General features: G+C 36.4%; 17 protein-coding genes. 3 read left to right on the forward strand and 14 right to left on the reverse strand.

The genetic code is table 11. From position 1 onward, the window contains the following. Positions 1–220: 220 nt before the first annotated feature. From HNS40_RS00450 to HNS40_RS00515, 14 genes are all read right to left on the reverse strand, one after another. Positions 221–640 carry a DUF1801 domain-containing protein gene (locus HNS40_RS00450; protein WP_172276086.1) on the reverse strand — a complete coding sequence of 140 codons (420 nt, stop codon included), beginning with the start codon at positions 638–640 and terminating at the stop codon, positions 221–223. A gap of 2 nt (positions 641–642) precedes the next feature. Next, complete coding sequence (locus HNS40_RS00455) at positions 643–1,170, reverse strand: SRPBCC family protein (protein WP_172276088.1); 528 nt, start codon at positions 1,168–1,170, stop codon at positions 643–645. Positions 1,171–1,411: 241 nt separating this feature from the next. Then, positions 1,412–1,918, reverse strand: a complete 507-nt coding sequence (locus HNS40_RS00460; RefSeq protein ID WP_172276090.1) for a UpxY family transcription antiterminator — start codon at positions 1,916–1,918, stop codon at positions 1,412–1,414. A 9-nt stretch (positions 1,919–1,927) separates the two neighbouring features. Beyond that, positions 1,928–2,893: a Gfo/Idh/MocA family protein gene (locus HNS40_RS00465; RefSeq protein WP_172276092.1), complete on the reverse strand. Its 966-nt coding sequence runs from the start codon at positions 2,891–2,893 to the stop codon at positions 1,928–1,930. 75 nt (positions 2,894–2,968) lie between these two features. Next, positions 2,969–3,583, reverse strand: a complete 615-nt coding sequence (locus tag HNS40_RS00470) for a sprT domain-containing protein (RefSeq protein ID WP_172276094.1) — start codon at positions 3,581–3,583, stop codon at positions 2,969–2,971. 374 nt (positions 3,584–3,957) lie between these two features. Next, positions 3,958–4,809 (reverse strand): T9SS-dependent choice-of-anchor J family protein, encoded by an 852-nt coding sequence (locus tag HNS40_RS00475; RefSeq protein WP_172276096.1) that lies wholly within the window; start codon positions 4,807–4,809, stop codon positions 3,958–3,960. 319 nt (positions 4,810–5,128) lie between these two features. Beyond that, a complete protein-coding gene (locus HNS40_RS00480; RefSeq protein WP_172276098.1) occupies positions 5,129–5,860 on the reverse strand; it encodes a 3'-5' exonuclease in 732 nt (243 codons plus the stop codon). A 303-nt stretch (positions 5,861–6,163) separates the two neighbouring features. Beyond that, a complete protein-coding gene (rsmI, locus tag HNS40_RS00485) occupies positions 6,164–6,838 on the reverse strand; it encodes a 16S rRNA (cytidine(1402)-2'-O)-methyltransferase (RefSeq protein ID WP_172276100.1) in 675 nt (224 codons plus the stop codon). Positions 6,839–6,893: 55 nt separating this feature from the next. Beyond that, complete coding sequence (locus HNS40_RS00490; RefSeq protein ID WP_172276102.1) at positions 6,894–7,535, reverse strand: O-methyltransferase; 642 nt, start codon at positions 7,533–7,535, stop codon at positions 6,894–6,896. 1 nt (position 7,536) lies between these two features. Continuing rightward, complete coding sequence (locus HNS40_RS00495; protein WP_253916190.1) at positions 7,537–8,778, reverse strand: pitrilysin family protein; 1,242 nt, start codon at positions 8,776–8,778, stop codon at positions 7,537–7,539. A gap of 109 nt (positions 8,779–8,887) precedes the next feature. Beyond that, the gene (gene xdhB, locus HNS40_RS00500; protein ID WP_172276104.1) at positions 8,888–11,164 is read right to left on the reverse strand and encodes a xanthine dehydrogenase molybdopterin binding subunit; all 2,277 of its coding nucleotides are present in this window, start codon (positions 11,162–11,164) and stop codon (positions 8,888–8,890) included. A gap of 442 nt (positions 11,165–11,606) precedes the next feature. Then, a complete protein-coding gene (locus HNS40_RS00505) occupies positions 11,607–12,647 on the reverse strand; it encodes a proline racemase family protein (protein WP_216664144.1) in 1,041 nt (346 codons plus the stop codon). A 42-nt stretch (positions 12,648–12,689) separates the two neighbouring features. Then, the gene (locus HNS40_RS00510; RefSeq protein ID WP_172276108.1) at positions 12,690–13,646 is read right to left on the reverse strand and encodes an ornithine cyclodeaminase family protein; all 957 of its coding nucleotides are present in this window, start codon (positions 13,644–13,646) and stop codon (positions 12,690–12,692) included. Between the two features lie 107 nt (positions 13,647–13,753). Further along, positions 13,754–15,145 (reverse strand): aminopeptidase P family protein, encoded by a 1,392-nt coding sequence (locus HNS40_RS00515; protein ID WP_172276110.1) that lies wholly within the window; start codon positions 15,143–15,145, stop codon positions 13,754–13,756. 414 nt (positions 15,146–15,559) lie between these two features. Here HNS40_RS00515 and HNS40_RS00520 point away from each other — a divergent pair, with 414 nt between their 5' ends. The 3 genes from HNS40_RS00520 (at position 15,560) to HNS40_RS00530 (ending at position 18,339) form a co-directional block, all read left to right on the forward strand. Next, entirely contained in the window at positions 15,560–16,384 is an 825-nt protein-coding gene (locus tag HNS40_RS00520; protein ID WP_172276330.1) for an IS982 family transposase, read from the forward strand. A 342-nt stretch (positions 16,385–16,726) separates the two neighbouring features. Next, the gene (locus tag HNS40_RS00525; protein WP_172276112.1) at positions 16,727–17,926 is read left to right on the forward strand and encodes a dipeptidase; all 1,200 of its coding nucleotides are present in this window, start codon (positions 16,727–16,729) and stop codon (positions 17,924–17,926) included. Between the two features lie 71 nt (positions 17,927–17,997). After that, positions 17,998–18,339, forward strand: coding sequence for an antibiotic biosynthesis monooxygenase (locus HNS40_RS00530; protein ID WP_172276114.1), 342 nt, complete (start codon positions 17,998–18,000; stop codon positions 18,337–18,339). Positions 18,340–18,378: the final 39 nt, after the last annotated feature.

Here is an 18,378-nt window from a genome sequence, read left to right on the forward strand (position 1 = left end):
AATCGTATTTTTATTATTAGATGTTAACCTGGCATTTTGGTTACAGCAACAACTTTTTTAAAAATCAAAGTTTCAGGATTCTATAGATGCGACGATTTACAAATAACTTAAATACTAATGACCAAAAAGAATGATAATCCTGGTATGAATTTACATAATCTTAAAGAAAAACAACTGTGCAATCTGAACAAACTCAAATCATCCGAAACTCTATTTGGAATTAAACCTCTGATATTAAATGATTAAAAGATTCGAGCACTAGGTTTTCAAGGATATTTTTATCAATGTCTGCAAGCTTATTTACATAAAGGCAAGATTTTCCAATTTTGTGTTTTCCTAATTGGTCAAGATAAGGTTTTAGATAATCAAAGCCACTCATCACATAAAGACTAAACTTTGCTTTTCTTGGTGAAAATCCAATTTTAAACCATTGCCCTTCTTGCCCCGATTCGTATTTATAATGATAACTACCAAACCCAATGATATTCTCTCCCCACATTTTAGGCTCAGCCATTGTGATTTTTGTAAAAAGATCCAAAAGCTCAAAGCTATCAGATCTTTTTTTTTCATCTTCTATTTTCTCTAAAAATGCAATCACGTCCTTATCATTCAACTTAGTTTTAAGCTCGTATTTAGCCATCCTTATTCCAAGTTTTTCTTAAGGTTATCTAAACCTGTTTGTAAATCACCACCTAGCATTTCTTCCATATCCATAAATAAAAGCATGATATTAGATGGGTAATCCATATGACCTTCAAATCCCCAAACTACTTTGGTTGTATTTGCATTTATGCTTTCGGTTGACATATATGCAGGAGAAACTGATTCCCATGGAGATTCAAATCTTAACTCGAAATCTACTCGTTTACCCTCCTCAATTTTTATAATTTCTTGTTCTCCAATACCTACATTTTCATCTTCGCTTTCCCAACGAGAAACAAAGCCAACAGTTCCATCAGTACCTCTGAAAGATTTCTTCATATTCGGATCTACCATAGCCCATTTACTATATTCATCTTGGTTTTTAAGATGCTTTACATAGTCGAAGGTAACAGGAAGAGATTGGTTAACTTCAACAGATCTTACCACCGAATACTCCTTAGGTGCAAAAGCTGCTATAACAAAAAACAGGGCAATAATCCCTAGAACAATATACAATAACTTTTTCATAATGACTCATTTAGATTTAGAAAGCTAATGTAATGAAAAACGAAAGGTGGGTGTGTTAATTAGGAGTTAAACTAACTGATAACGGTAATAAGTTTTATCATTTTTTAAAAGAATAGTCATATTTCGGCTGATTTAGTTGCTATGCTTTTATGAAGTTCATAATTCAGGAAAAAGATATCGAGCAGAGAGAGGGAACTATTTTTTCTATAGTATTCCCAGCGAGCTGAAGATGAATATAGATTTAGGAATCTATTTTTTTTAAGTCATTTAATTCCAATTGTACCATCATTGAAATACCAATTTCTCCAATTCTAATCATCACCTTTTTCTTACCGTCGCTATCCAAAACGACTTCGCCTTGGTACCCCATTAAAGCTCCTTTTTCAATAAGAACCATTTCGCCTTTTCTAAATATATGACCACTAAAAGTAACATGTGTATCAGAAGACAGTACCCTTTTCATGGCCTCAATTTGCACATCGGGGATAGAGGCTGCTTTACCATTAAAGGTAACATAGCGGACAACTCCTTGAGTATTTAAAATATCATAATACTCTTTTTCACTAGCTTTTACAAAAACGTAGGAATTGATATAAGGAACTTCTACCCACTTTTTTCTATCGCTCCATTGACGTAATTTTCTTTGCAAGGGAAGATATACTTCAATACCTTGGTCGCTCAATAACTTTGCGGTTACTTTTTCACCGCGCGAACGGGTATAAATGGCATACCATTGATAGGATATCATGATAGAAGTTTATTTACAACCAGCATCTCTGAGGAAAGGGTGATAATCACCTCGTTTACCCATTGGCTTACTGTTTCTAATATGAAAGACTGTATTGATGCTGTTTCTAGCTTCTTCTAGTCTGAAACCTCCACCATTTAAAATATCCTGATAACTCAGGGTGTGGAGATCGGTAAAGCCACCACTGAATTCTATTTCTTTTCCTTCAATAGTGATTGATCTGAATGTTCTTTGACCAGAAGCTCTTACATCGGCAGGAATATCAGCTTCATCAATACTTAGAAACCATCTTACTCGGGCTTTTTCATACTCTAGATATCCAGAAGCTTTGTCCGTTTCAAGGCAGTGAACCATATTTTCTTTCACATCACCAAAAACCCAACTCAGCATATCGAAGAAATGGACACCAATATTGGTAGCTACTCCTCCTGACTTTTCAATATCTCCTTTCCAACTGATATGATACCAGCGACCACGAGATGTGATATAACTGAGATCTATATCATAGATTTTGTCTTTTGGCCCCTCTTCAACTTGTTTCTTCAAGGCTATAATTGACGGATGAAGACGTAATTGGAGGATGGTATAAATATTTTTCCCTGTTTCATTTTCTAATGTTTGCAAGGCGTCCACATTCCACGGATTCAGAACTATAGGTTTTTCACAAATGGCATGTGCATCATTTCGTAAAGCCAAACGAATATGAGAATCGTGTAAATAGTTAGGAGAACAGATGCTTACATAATTCACTTCTCTTCCTTTGTCCATTCGTCGCAATTTATCCAGGTGACGGTCGAAACGCTCTGGCTCAGTAAAAAAATCGGAATTAGGAAAATAACTATCCATGACTCCCACACTGTCGAATTTATCAAGTGCAGCAACCAAGTTGTTATTGGTTTCTTTGATGGCTTTTAGATGTCGTGGAGCAATATAGCCAGCAGCTCCAATTAGTGCGAAATTATAGGGGGTACTCATCTTTTATCCTTTAAAAAAATAATAAATTTGATTTGGCAAATATAGCTTCTTGTAATTGATTACACAAATGTAGACTTATTGGGGAACAACCTCTGCCATGGCATGAATGAGGAAGTTTCTTTTGCTTCTCTTTTCCTGGCAAAGAAATCGGGTTCTGTTTTTCTTCAAAATTTGAAAATGAGCTCCTCTAAACTGAAAGTCATCACCTAGATTTAGGTCAGCTAAAATGGGTTGGCTTGCTCTGAGATCTAGTTTTTTCAGCTCTTTCATTAAATGAATATCGGAACTAGAACTAGCTTTGGGGTTGAGCATATGTTTTCTATAAACGGAAAATAAAGGTTCAGGAAAAATATAATTAGTTAGATAAGGCTCCATCAAAGCTTTATATTCTGTTTTCCATTCGTTTCCATGTGGTTTAATAATTCGGAAGTTTTTATGTTTTTTCCAGATCACCCAATGCGCTAACTCATGAATTAAGGTGATTAAAAAAGAATAGGGGTTTAAATCACCATTAACAGAAATTCTAGCTGGATGACCATGAAATGGAGCTTTGAAGTCTCCCAGTTTGGTAGATCGAGCATTGGTAATTTTTAGATTAATGGGATGTTCATTGATATAATTCATAAATAATCCCAAAGCATTTTCTGGCAAGTGTTTGGCCAATATTTCTCGATGTTTCTGCGCTAACATAGAATACTTAGGCTTGCAAATAATACGTTTGTTGAGCAGGAAAACTCAAATGTCCAAAGGAAGGGCAATCGCAATTCTTTTTCTTTCTTTTTTTTCGCATTCCCTTAGGACTAGAGGCACAAGCTCCTAAAAACATAAGAATGACTATGATAATGATAATATTTCGAATTCTGATCATTTAGGTTTTTCAATTAGAGGCAAAGATATTAAGCTTCCCATAACTAACAAGAATCTTGGTGAAATATTGCATGTAATAACATATTAAGATATGCAAGGGTCTTAATTTGATCAACCTTATAGCATTAATACCTATAAAAAGACCCTTGGTAATACCTATTGATTACTAAGAGTCCCTATTTAATTAGGTAACCGTATTATCTTGAAATTATTATTTTTTCCACTTTTGAACGCTTATTGCCTAGTATATTCAAAAAATAAGTCCCTTGTGGGATATCAGAAATATTCATATGAAGTTCTGTGCTTCCTTTGGCTATCTTTTGAGTTCTTATCAAGCTCCCATCTATGCTATATAAATGGGCAACAATGTTTTGCTTTGCTTGTACCGCTATTTTAATTTCAGACTGAGCAGGATTCCCTAAAACTTGGAACTTGAGCTCTTCTTGAGTTTGGATGCCAGAAATAGTAGGTCCATCAATTTCAACATCATCAATAATAAATACAAAACTCAATTCATCGCTAAAATAATGAAAGCCAAAATAAAACATTCCTGTTTCTGCTGCTATATAATTGATTTCTGCCTGTTTCCATAAATCCTCATCTACGTTATCATCAATCCAAAGCTCTGTATTTTCTAACATGGCTAGCGCATTGTTTTCTCCAGCTATATGTACTTTTATTTTTTCTATAGAACCTTGAAGTATTTTTGCGGTATACCAGAACTTAAGGGTATAAACTTCGCCTGCTTCCATTTCTATACTTGGCGTATAAAGCCAATCGTTATTGGTTTCCGAAAAATGGCTCAACATATGAATTGCAGTTTCGCCAGTATGTGCATTTTCGCTAGTACTTGAATTTTTTATGCTGCGCCAAGCCTGATTGGTAAATGGATTTATGTTTAAATCTTCTGAAGTCCATCCTTCAGGATATTCTTCCACTCCACCCTGCTCTATTTCTTCGAATGAAGTGGTATAGGGGAAGGTCGTGATATCTTGAGCAAATGTTAGTTGTGCTAACATCAGTAGTAGAATTGCTAAGTTGTTTTTCATGATATATTGTGTTTTTAACAGCAGATGATTTATTCATCTGTAGCACAAAAATATCGTTTTTTCACTGCTAAGCCTTGTGTGTTTTATCTTTACTAAAATCACCTAGCTAAGGCCTCATTGTATACCATGAGGTTTTCAGTATTGCTTAATTAATTTAGCATGAAATACTAATCATTCGATATCTTAAAATAATAAACAGCCCCTAAAAAACTATTAATATTTATCATAAATCATAGGTTTTACATAGAATTATCATCTGATGAAGTTTGTTATTCATTAAGGTAATATTTTCAATCTTAGCATACTCAAATAAAACAAGTTATTCTATCTCCTCCAAAGCTACAAACTCAATATTCTCCTCTAAAAACAAATTCTGCCCTCGATATCGGTTGAGTAACTGAACGATAGCAAGAACATCATTTTGGCAATATTCTGCAATGCGCTTTAAATTATTTTCTTTCCAGTAAACCTCATTCACTTGGCTGCCATTAATATCGGCTTTAGGGGAGGGTATGTCGAAAATAGCAGTCAATAAATCTAAAGAAGTGAAATGCTTATAATCGCCAAACTTCCAAAGTTCAAGGGTATCGATATGCCTGATTTCCCAAGGCTTTTTACCTGCGATGTCTAATAGTGAGGGGAGTTCCAATCCGTTGACGAGCATTCGTCTAGCGATATAAGGAAAATCAAATTCTTTGCCATTATGAGCCACCATGAGATGTTTGGGTGAATTGAAATGCTGATTCAGTAATTCCCCAAATTCATACAGTAATTTGGACTCGTCATCGCTATAATAACTTTTAATTCTGAGCCTATGGCTGCTTTTAACCACATAGCCCACCGAAATGCAAACGATTTTTCCAAATTCGGCATAAATGCCCGAACGATTGAATAAATCCATGGGTTTTTGGTCGCCTTTATAATTTAAGGTTTTGGCTTTTTTATCCCATAATAGCCTGATGCGTTCTGGCATATCAAAATAGCTGGGATAGGCACTTACCGTCTCTATATCTAAATAGAGAAGCTGATAGTCTGATAGATGGTTTAACATAAGTGAAAAATTTAACCCAAAGGTAAAGAAAATATTTATAACTAAAACGATAGAAACCCCGAATGCGAATTCCTCGAATTTAAAGGGATGGCCGATAAGCTTTCTGTCTACTTGGCAAGGCTGTCGTAGGAATGTAACTAATTAAAAGGCGTAATTGAGGATTCTTACATGCTATAGGCATAGAGATATCACTGACTAGCAATCATGGCATTATACTTCGAAGCAAACAAATTGATAAATAAAAACACAAAGTTAATCAGTGGTAATTCGCGGATGTTTTTCTTTTAAAAATAAAGGCTAGACCTAATTTTTTCCTCCAATTACAATAACAATCTCACCCTTCACACTAGGTCTCGACTCGTAAACCTCTATTACTTCTTTTACACTTCCTCTTACTGTTTCTTCGTGAAGTTTGCTGATTTCTCTAGACACGCTAATTTGTCTATCCTCCCCAAAATATTCAACAAATTGCTTGAGAGCTTTTATCAAGCGATGCGGAGATTCATATAAGATGATGGTACTTTCCATTTCGGCAAGAAATAGTAATCGGGTGTGTCGGCCTTTTTTGTGAGGAAGAAATCCTTCGAAGTGAAAGCGATCGTTGGGAAGGCCTGAGTTAACGAGAGCAGGGATAAGCGCAGTAGCTCCTGGTAAGCAATCCACTTCAATATTATTTTGCACGCAAGCTCTAACCAATAAAAATCCAGGGTCAGAAATGGCGGGCGTCCCAGCATCGCTAATTAAGGCCATAGTGGTTCCGGTTTGTATACGAGAAACTAAAGACTCAATACTGCGGTGTTCATTATGTATATGATGCGACTGTGATGGGGTTTTTATGTCGTAATGTTTCAATAGCTTGCCAGAAGTTCTGGTATCTTCTGCCAAAATTAAATCCACTTCCTGTAGAATTCTGATGGCCCTAAAGGTCATGTCTTCTAAGTTTCCAATGGGTGTAGGTATAATATATAATTTCGACATATTCTGGGTTTTAATAGCTATAATATTCTGAAATCTTGCTTGGCAAATTTAGGGATTATTTTTTGCGAGCCAACATCAGTCCATCTCTCAATGGGATAAGCGTATTCTCAAATCTACCATCCTCCTGAATCTTCTTATTGAATTCTAAAACACCTCTAGTATCTTTATCTGCAGTCTTTAATTTTTTAACCACTTTTCCCGACCATAATACATTGTCTACAATTAGTAGGCCTCCTGTACTCATTTTTTCAGCTACCAATTCGAAGTATTTGGGGTAATTCAACTTATCGGCATCTATAAATATGAGGTCGAATTCCTCATTAATTTGCGGGATAATATCCAGGGCATCACCAATATGTTGCGTGATTTTGTTTTCAAAACCAGCTCTCTTTATATACTTATTGGCTATGTCGGAAAACTCTTCTTTTATATCGATGGTATGAAGTTTACCTTCAGCTTTCATTCCTCTAGCTAAGCAGATTGCAGAATATCCAGTAAAAGTACCAATCTCGAGTATACTTTCTGCATGAATTAAATTAGCCAGCATTTGCAGAAATTGTCCCTGTACCGATCCCGATAGCATGCGAGGATGGGTGGTTTTCAGGTTGGTTTCTCTATATAATTCGTATAATAATTGATCTTCTTGGCTAGAATGATCATTGATATAATTTTCTATGGAATCCGGTAATAAGTTCATTTTATTGATATATTAACATGCTCAATTGCTTGGGTTCGAATATCTCATTGGCTACTTCAATAATCATATCTGAAGTGAGTGCGTCTATTTTCTTATTGATGGCATTTAAATTACTCACTTTATCAAAGCTTAAAAGGCTTCTACCGTTTCCTAGCATTTTGTTGGCATTGCTTTCTTCTGAAATGGCAATTTGGCCAATCAGTTGTTGTTTCGCCTTTTTTAATTGCTGTGGACCGAGTTTGGTGTCTCTTAGCATCCTCAATTCTTTGTGCACTAATTCTATGGTTTTATCCAAATATAATTCATCAGTACCTAGGTAAATGGAAAAATGCCCCGTATCGGTTAATGCTGTGAAATTAGATTCCAAATTATAAGTAAAACCATATTTCTCTCTAATACCTAAGTTTAGACGACTGTTGAGACCTGGGCCGCCAAGATAATTATTGAGGAGGCTAAAGGCGATTCTTTTTTCATCCTGTATGGAATAGGCACGAGTACCTATCATGCAGTGTGCTTGATAAACTCTTCTTTTCTTATTAATTTCAACGGCCTCATAGGCTTCTGGTGCTTTTCTATGCTTAGTATTTCCTCCATTAGGTAAATCTGCAAAATGTTTCTCGATAAGCTTGACGAGTTTATCCATTTCAACATTACCTACTGAGGAGATAACCATATCGCTGGCTCTATAATGCTTCTTTACAAATTGAAGTACATTTTCTTGAGTATACTTTCTGACTTTGGCTTTAGTACCTAAAATATTATTTCCTAGAGGATGGTTCGGAAATAAGAGCCAGTCGAAGTCATCAAATATTTGCTCTGAAGGTGTATCTTTATAGGAGTTGATCTCATCTATCACTACTTCTTTCTCTTTGTCAAGCTCTTTTTGTGGAAAAGTAGAATTGATAATGATATCTGCCATTAATTCTAAGCTACGCTCGTAATGCTGATAAAGGAAGGCGGCTTGTAATACGGTCTCTTCTTTAGAGGTATAGGCAGTAAGCTCAGCTCCAACATCCTCCAAACGACTTAGAACATGATAGGCTTTACGTTTCTTAGTGCCTTTAAAAATAACATGCTCAATAAAATGAGCCAAGCCATTTTCTTTTTTCAGCTCGTCTCTAGAACCTGTATTTATAATGAGGCCTAAATGAGCAACAGTCTGATCTTGACTAATCTGCTGATGAACTAGTTTTAGTCCATTTGAAAAGCGATGTATTTGATATTCTTCCATAAAAGGTGGCAAAAGTAATCAATTTTAGTAAGGTATTAAAAAGAAGAATAGTTGTGTTTTCTGACCTTTAAGGTGTGGCTTTGTGGTATCCAAATAAGATATGACAAACACTAGAATCTCTCTATCTCTTCATCCCATCCAAACATAAAACAATAGCCTCATGAGTAGCCGGAATATCTAATCGGGGTTCTTTTTTGTGATTATAAACTGCTGAAATCGCATCTTTCAATGCCAACCAAACCGAAAGCCCATGAATAAAGGGTGGCTCCCCTACCGCCTTACTCCTCTTAATATTATTGGGATTGGCTGTATCCTTAGTAAAAGCCACTCTAAAATCCTTAGGAATATCATCCATCGTTGGAATCTTATAGGTATCAGGAGAATGGGTGAGCAAATGCCCTTTTTCATCATAGCGTAGTTCTTCAGTAGTCACCCAACCCAAACCTTGTACAAAGGCACCTTCAATTTGCCCTTTGTCGATTAATGGATTGATGGATTCTCCCACATCATGAAGTATATCCGTACGGAGCAACTCATGCTTTCCAGTGAACACATCTAACTCCACTTCGGAGATGGACATGCCATAAGCAAAATAGTAAAATGGAGTCCCTTTTCCCTTTTCTCTATCAAACTTAATATCTGGAGTTCTATAATAACCTGTACTACTCAAACTCACCTGCTGAAGATAGGAATGCATCACTAATTCCGCAAAACTCATTCTAGCTCTACCTGCCGTTATATTATTTTTTTCGAAGCGAATATCACCCGAATGATGAAGCTCAAATTTCTCCATAAAAGAATCCTCCAGTCTTTTCTTTAGTGTAAGGCAAGCATTTTCTACTGCCTTACCATTGAGGTCGGTACCAGAGGAAGCTGCAGTAGCGGAAGTATTTGGGACCTTAGAAGTGTTGGTGGCACTTATGAGTACCTTTTCAGTAGAAATCCCAAAAGTATCAGCAGCAATTCGTCGCATCTTTGTATGTAAGCCTTGTCCCATTTCTGTGCCACCATGATTCACCATCACCGAACCATCCTGATAAATATGAACCAAAGCACCAGCCTGATTTAAGAAAGAAGTAGTGAAAGAAATTCCAAATTTTACAGGAACCAAACTCATGCCTCTTTTTTTCCACTTGTTCTGACTATTAAAAATATTTATATCTTCTCTTCTCTTCTCATATTCAGCAGTTTCCATGATTTCCTCATAGATGGCAGCCAAAGGATTTTTTCCAAGTTTCTGATCGTAATGGGTAATATTCTTTTCTCCCGAACTATAGAAATTCCTTCTTCTAATTTCGGAGGAGTCTATCTTTAATTGCCTAGCTATTCTATCTATAATATTCTCTATTAATGCAATAGACTGTGGACCTCCAAAACCTCTAAAAGCCGTATTGGGTGGTTGATTGGTTTTCCAAGCATGACCAAGCACTTTCAAGTTGGGGATATAATAAGCATTGTCCATATGAAATAAAGCTCTTTCCATAATCGCCATACTCAAATCCAAAGCAGCACCACCATTAGAATGCAGTTTCACATCCAAAGCGTGAAGCATGCCGTCCTCATCAAAACCTACTTTATATTCTGAATAAAAAGCATGTCGCTTGCCCGTAATAATCTGGTCGGTATCCCTATCGAGGTGCATCTTTACAGGCTTGCCCGTTTTACGAGCCAAGAGCGCTGTCCAAGCCGCAATATGATTGGCTTGAGTCTCTTTGCCTCCAAAAGCACCACCCATTCTTTTCACTTCCACCTCTATCAAATGCCTTGGAATACCCAAAACCTCCGCAACAATAGCCTGAGTTTCTGAAGGATGTTGAGTACTAGCATATACTTTCATTTCCTTGCCTTCCAGTGGAATACAAAGTGCTGTCTGAGTTTCTAAATACCAATGCTCCTGACCATTACTATAAAACTCTCCTTCTAATTGCATTGTTGATTTTTTCAAACCCTCCTCAATGTTTCCGGTTTCCATTTTACGGGCGGGTTTTAGCATCACTCCCTTTTCTATGGCTCTTTTTACCAATACCACCGATCCCAATTCTTCATATTCAATATCAATCAGCTTTGAAGCTTTTATTGCAATCTCACGACTTTCTGCAGCAATTAAAGCAATCACTTGTCCAACAAATTCAACGTGATCTTCAGCCAAACAAACTTCATCATGAACCACAGGCCCCATCTGATTCACACCGGGGATTTCTGTATAATTCATGATGCTGTGCACGCCTTTTTGCTTTCTCGCTTCATGGCAATTGATACTCACAATTCTACCGTGAGAAATACTAGAATAAAAAGGAAATGCATGGAGACTTCCTTCTGGAAGTGGAATATCGTTAATATAAACAGAATTGCCCGTCACATGATGCAAAATACTGTTATGAGCTAGTGATGACGCCATAATATTGGATTTTATCCTGTAAAGTTAAAAAGAATTTTGAATCCTCCTTACATAAGAAGCTTGGTCCCCACAGGGCAAACGCACACTTTTTTTGATAAAAATGTGCAAAAATAAATAATATATAACTTAACCGAATCAGATAAAAATGTTATATTGTACTGATAATCATACAAATAATAATTGTGAAGACGACTAAGAATCTATTAAGCATTTTCGGTACTATAGACGATCCTAGGAGCCATATAAACCAACTTCACATTATATCCGATATCCTTCTTGTGGGAATAATTTCGGTCATTTGTGGATTTGAAAACATGTATTAACGATTATTTTTGCCACTTCATTTTCTGTCATCAAATTGCTAATGTTTAATGCATTGTGGCTTAATTACTAATAATAATTCTAAATCCTATGAGTCCTAGCGGCTTGGTATGATATAAAACTACCGAAAGATAAAACCCTCGCGTAAAGGATCCTCAGGGTCAAAGTAAAACTCATGTTGACCTGTAATATGAGCAGTTCCGCTAACTTCTGGTACCACAGCTTTATATGGGCCATAGCTTGTTAACTCTTTTATTTCCACATCCATGGTAGTTCCTAGAATACTCTCGATGGTGATTTTTTGACCCTCCTCTAATTCTCCTTTGGCATGGTGTAGCGCTGCTCTTGCACTTACTCCTGAGCCTGTAGAAGATCGATCGACTTCTCCATCTGCAAAAATGCAAATATTCCTACTGTGATGAACTGGGTTCTGAGCTTTTCCGGTAAAGATAGTTCCATAGAGAAAACTCAAATCTTCCTCGAAAGGGTGCTTAATGTCGAAGTTTTTCATGACGGCATGTTTTATTTTCCGGCCCCAATCTATGAGTTGATTATAATTTTCTTCCAACATTCCGATGCCCAATTCGTCAGCATCTACAAAGGCGTAAAAAGCACCTCCATAGGCCACATCGAATTTGACTTTTCCTATACCTTCTACCTGAACTTCTTTATCTCTGAGCAATAGAAAAGATGGAACATTCAAGAAGGAAACCTTTTCAACTTTCCCGTTTTTTCTAAAGGCTTTGGAGCGGATTAATCCTGGAGGAGCATCGATGATAAGCTCTGGTTCGTTGCCTTCTTTTTCTATCAATTCGGTATCGAACACCAGTTTGGTAAGAGCTATAATAGCATGGCCACACATGGTAGAATAACCTTCGTTATGGATGAAGAAAGTTCCAAAGTCGGCATGCTCAGTGATGGGTTCTGTGATAAAAGCACCATACATGTCGGCATGACCTCGAGGCTCAAACATGGTACCTGTACGAATATGGTCCCAGTTTTCTTTGAAATATCTTCTTTTTTCGAGGATGCTATTTCCTTTGAGTTCTGGGATTCCATCATAGAGTACTCGCAGGGGTTCTCCGCCAGTGTGAAGGTCTATGGTTTTGATGTTGAGCCAGTTTTTGGGTGGCTGGTATTTCCAGTTTTTTAGATTTTTCATTTTCATTTTTTTTCACGCAAAGGCGCAGAGTCGCAAAGAGCTTTATAATTCAACTTCAACTCCTAAATTTTCTTTTTTACAATAATCGTAGACCATTTGAGCAGCAAAAAGATCGAAGGTAGCTAGTCCTACAGTTTTGTAGATTCTGGTTCCTTTTGTGAGTTTGCATTTTCCTATCAATTTGCTAATCGTCCTGATTTTTGAGGAGTCTATTAAAGCTTGTTCTTGTGGATATATTAAATCACCAGTTTCTTGTTTACCGTGTTCTGCATCAATCCAAATTTCGTTGACGAGAGGATAGAGTGCCTCGGGAAATTCTCGCATCTCTGGTTTATAGGAGCCCACACCTATTATGCATTTGTTTTTAAGCAATTCTGCATGGTTTGGTAAAACAGGTTGACTAGAACTTGTGGCTGTGAACACCAAACTCGTTTTGCTTAATAATTCTTGTGCATCCTTACAAACCACTACTTCTATTCCAGGCTTTTTGTTTTTAATAAAAATGATAAAGTCGGTTATGACCTCCTCAGAATAATCCATTAAATAAATCTTTTCAATGGGTCTTTCTTCGGAAGCAAACCAAGCTAGATGTTTTCCTTGAAATCCTCCTCCGACAATTCCTAGGCTATTGGTGTTTTCAGGGCTTAAATATCTAAGTCCAATAGCTGCAATAGCAGAGGTTCTCATGGCCGTTAATTGGCTTCCATTCAATAATGCTAAACCTTCTCCAGTTTCTCCGTCATTTAAAATCACTATGCCTTGTATTAACGCTTTCTTGAGGTTTTTATTTCCGGGAAAAACTGAGACTAATTTGGTGGCATAGTTTTTAGGACCAACAGATGGCATAAGTAGAAGTGTATTCTCTTGAACCATTACATGCATACGATTTGGTGTGACATAGTCTTCTTTTTCATTAGCTAATAAAGCCTCCTCCATGGTGTTTATCCATAGAGAAGGTGGAATGGATTTTTCGATGATTTCGGCAGAAATGATTCGCATTGTTTATTTTGTTTTTACCACTAAGGACCTAATGTACAACACGAAGGTAAATAAGTAAAATCCTTTTATACCCTAGTGTTGTCCTTTGTTACCTTTTGGGTTGAATATTAAAAAGCTTTTAAGCGTTCACTCTCTACATCCTTAATGGTCTTTGGTAATGGTTTTCCCAATAGCTGATAAGCATCTTCGGTAATCAAGAAATCTTCTTCGTTTCTACATCCACCAAAGTCGCGATATTCGTTTATTTTGTCATAATTCAAGAATTCCTCGAATCTTCTTTCCTTTTTCCATAAATCGATGAGTTGTGGAATAAAATAGATGCCAGGCTCAATGGTTAGAACGAATCCGGGTTCTAATTTACGACCCAAACGAAGTGACTTAGGCCCAAACTGTGTGCTTTTCTCTTCATTATCATAACCCACATATTGCTCGCCTAGATCTTCCATATCGTGCACATCCATTCCCATCATATGGCCTAATCCGCAAGGAAAGAACATGGCATGAGCACCAGCAGCAGCGGCTTCATGAACATCGCCTTTTACAAAGCCCAAATCTTTCATTCCTCTTAATACCTCTCTGGCCGATTCGTAATATACTTCTTTAAATGGAATACCTGGTTTTAGCATGGCAATTGCGGCTTCGTGAGCATTGAGTGCCACCTGGTAAATCTCTTTTTGGCGAGTAGTAAATGTTTTCCCAACCGGAAAAGTACTGGACATATCTCCAGCATATCCAGAGGCTGTTTCGGCACCAGCATCTAAAAGAAACATCTGCCCATCTTGAATGGTATTTCCATGATAGTGATTGTGTAATGTTTGTCCGTTGATGGTGGCAATCACAGGGAAACTCACACAACCGTCATGAGCTAAAGCTATCTTTTCTACTTCTGCTGCTACTTGTGCTTCTAAGATACCAGGATGAGTAGAGCGCATGGCGGCCAAATGCATATCCACAGTTATATCACAGGCCTTATCTATCTCAGCGACCTCCTCCGCTGATTTATAGTTTCTTTGTTTGATCACTGCTTTTACGAATTCGAGACTGTGCTTTTCTGGTATTTCGGAAGGCTTAATGCCCAAATACTCAAATAGCTTAATTTTACTGTCTCCTCTATATAATGGCAAGAAATGAATGGGTCTTCTGGCAGTTTGTGCTTTTTGAAGGTCTTGAACCAATTGAGCTGTGTTGGCTGTTTTGTTTATTCCACAGCTTGATGCTCTTTCTTTGATGCTAGGCTGATTTCCCATCCAAACGATATGATCAATGGTATAATCATCCCCATAAATGACTTCTTCTCCTGATTCCACATCGATTATGGCAGCTAAGTCTGGGTGTATCAAGCCAAAGAAATAATTGAAACTTGAATCTTGTCGATAGCGATAGGTATTGTCGGGATAATTCATGGGGCTTTCGCTATTTCCAATGAACAGTAGGATGCCTTTATCTACATCTCTTGCCAGTTGCTGGCGGCGATTTATATATGTTTCTTTTTTGAACATGTTTTATGTTTTTTACTAATCAGTTTTTGAACTTCACACAGCGATTTTTAAAGTACCATGAGTAGATATAAACGGTCTTTATCCAAGCCTAATATTTATCAAATAAAAATGAACTTTCATTATTTTAATGGTTTATGCTTAATATTATTGACTCAAATAATCATTCTTGGTTAGCAACCATCAATCTTGTGTAAATATAAAAAAACTAAAGCTCCTATATTCAAATTGAATCCTAATTAACTCAAGTTGCTACTTATCTTGCTGATTTAAAATGTTTATGGAATTGTGAAGATGTTGTGATGTTAACAAGAAAAAGAAATTTATTAACAAAACACACCTGATAATCAGTTAAGTATATGTTTTTACAAAAAAATCCCCCAAATTGTTGCTGTGAAACAAATTAATCTGGAGGATATGATTAAAAAATCGACAGCAATATACACAATAATTGATGATTTACTAATAGAAATTGAGCATAAAGAACCCAAAAACAGGCGAGTAATTGATTCTGAGATTATCACAACAGCCTTGATATCAGCACTGTATTTTGGAGGAAACCAAGAAAAAGCCATTTGCTTTATGAAGTCTACAGGACTGATTCCCAAAATGCTTTCAAAAAGCAGGTTTAATAGGCGATTGCATTTAATCAGAGAATTAATAGTCGATTTGTTTTTCCAACTCTCTGAAATGATAAAGAAGGTAAATATATCATCAGAATACATAATTGATAGTTTTCCAATCCATACATGTGATAATATGCGGATTTCCAGTTCAAAACTTATCCAAGGTGAAATTTATCGGGGAAGAAAAGCGACTATGCGTAGGTATTTTTATGGGTTTAATGTACATGTTTTGGTAACAACTGACGGTATTCCAGTTGAGTACACTTTTCTGCCTGGGAGTAAACATGATTCAGAAGCCTTAAAACAAATGCCTTTTTATCTACCTGAAGGAAGTAAAATTTATGCTGATTCCGGATATACCAATTATAAGATTGAAGATATGCTTAAAGAGGCAGAGAACATAAATCTATTGGTTGCTCGAAAAAGTAACTCTAAACGAAAAAGAGAAAGGTATATGGAGTATATTATTGAAAGTATGAGAAAACGAGTAGAAACAACTTTTAGTGAAATTTCAACTTTATTACCTAAGAAAATCCATGCTGTTACATCTTATGGATTTGTTCTTAAAGTTATAATGTTCTTGTTTTCATATACATTAAATAAAATGGACTGCTAGCAACTTGAGTTAATTATTAGGAGTTCTAGAATGTACTTGGTTTTCGTCACAATTTCAGATGATTAAGTTATATAGGGCTCGGGTTTTTGAACAGTTATCGCTTCCAATAGTTTTAGAAATCAATGAAATTTCAGGAATATGGTGAGTAAATGCAGCTATCAAGAAAGCTAAATGCTTAAGTATGAAAGTAAAAGTGATGAAAAATTCGGATGATAATATGGAAGATTTTGTAGTAAGACAAATACTCTGGAGCGCATAGATGACAAATTTAATGTCTTAGTTTTTGAATTGGTTAATAATCTATTCTATTTATTACTTTTGTTCCACATAAAACATATAACGATGCATAAAATCTTCACCTTACTATTAGCAGGATCCGCGCTATTTTCATTTGGTCAAAGTATAGAACAAAAGGCCGCTCAAATACATGAGAAGGTATTTACTATAGATTCACATACTGATACCCCCTTGAAATTCTTTAATGGGGATTTTGATATTGGACTAGAACATGACGGTAGAAAAGGAGAAGGAAAAGTAGATATTTCGCGCATGGAAAAAGGTGGATTAGATGCGGTATTTTTTGCAGTTTTTATAGGACAAGGGGATAGAGATAGTTTGGGTCATGCCAAAGCTTATGAGAAAGCAGAACAGATTTTTGAAGCGACTCATCAAGAGGTGAAGAAAAACAGCAAGAAAGCGAAAATAGCCACCACTCCGAAACAAGGTTATCAACTGGAGAAAAAAGGCAAACGAGCTATATACCTATGTATAGAAAATGGATATCCCCTCGAGAATAATCTAGATAATATCAACCATTTCTACAATTTGGGTGCACGATATATTACCATTGTTCATTCTCATAATAATGATATTTCCGATTCTTCCACCGACAAGGTTGGACCAGAATATGATGGTTTATCGGCCTTTGGGGAAGAGGTTGTGGAAAGAATGAATGAGTTGGGCATGATGGTGGATGTATCACATGCTTCTGATTCTGCTTTTTACGATGTGTTGAAATTGAGTACTAAACCTGTGATTGCCTCACACTCTTGTGCCCGTGCTTTATGCGATAATCCACGTAATATGACTGACGATATGCTCAAAGCATTAGCCAAAAATGGAGGAGTCATTCAAATGTGTATTTTGAGTGATTATGTGAAGAAGCTAGAGCAAAGCCCAGAGAGAATAGAAGGTAGAAAAGCATTCAGAAAAAAGCATAGCAACTGGGCCAATTATACCGAAGAAGAACGTAAAGTAGGTTTACGAGATTGGTATCAATTAGATGTAGACTTCCCTCCAAACCTAGCTACAGTTTCTGATGCTGTAGACCATATCGATCATATTGTAGAAGTTGCAGGAATTGATCATGTAGGCATAGGTACCGATTTTGATGGAGGAGGAGGTTTGCAAGATTGTTACGATGCTTCTGAACTGGGGAATATCACCTTGGAATTAGTCAAACGTGGTTATTCAGAAGAGGATATTCGTAAGATTTGGGGTGGTAATTTTATGCGAGTATTTGAGGCTGTTGCTGCTAAATAAATCCTGAAAACAACCTATGTGTTTCTATTTCTTCAGATTCTATATTTGCCAATCATAAAAAACACAGAGTCATGATTGCCGTATTATTCGAAGTATATCAAAAAGAAGAATATAGATCAGAATATTTAGAAATAGCTACACAACTAAAGAAGAAACTAGAAACCATAGAAGGTTTTATTTCTATTGAAAGGTTTGCTAGCTTGCAAGATGATAGCAAAATACTCTCTTTATCATTCTGGCAAAATGAGGAGTCTATCGAACAATGGCGCAACTTAATGGAACATAGAGAAGGGCAATCAAAAGGGCGTGATCATATTTTTAGTGATTATAGAATCCGAGTGGCAGGAGTGATTCGAGATTATGGTATGAACAGGGTAGAAGAAGCTAGGTTGACTAAAAACGAACATTTCTAGCAGCTCCCTTTTCTAGAAGTTCTAAACGATTTAATCTAC

This window comes from Lentimicrobium sp. S6, from assembly GCF_013166635.1.
Classification (GTDB): domain Bacteria; phylum Bacteroidota; class Bacteroidia; order Bacteroidales; family UBA12170; genus UBA12170.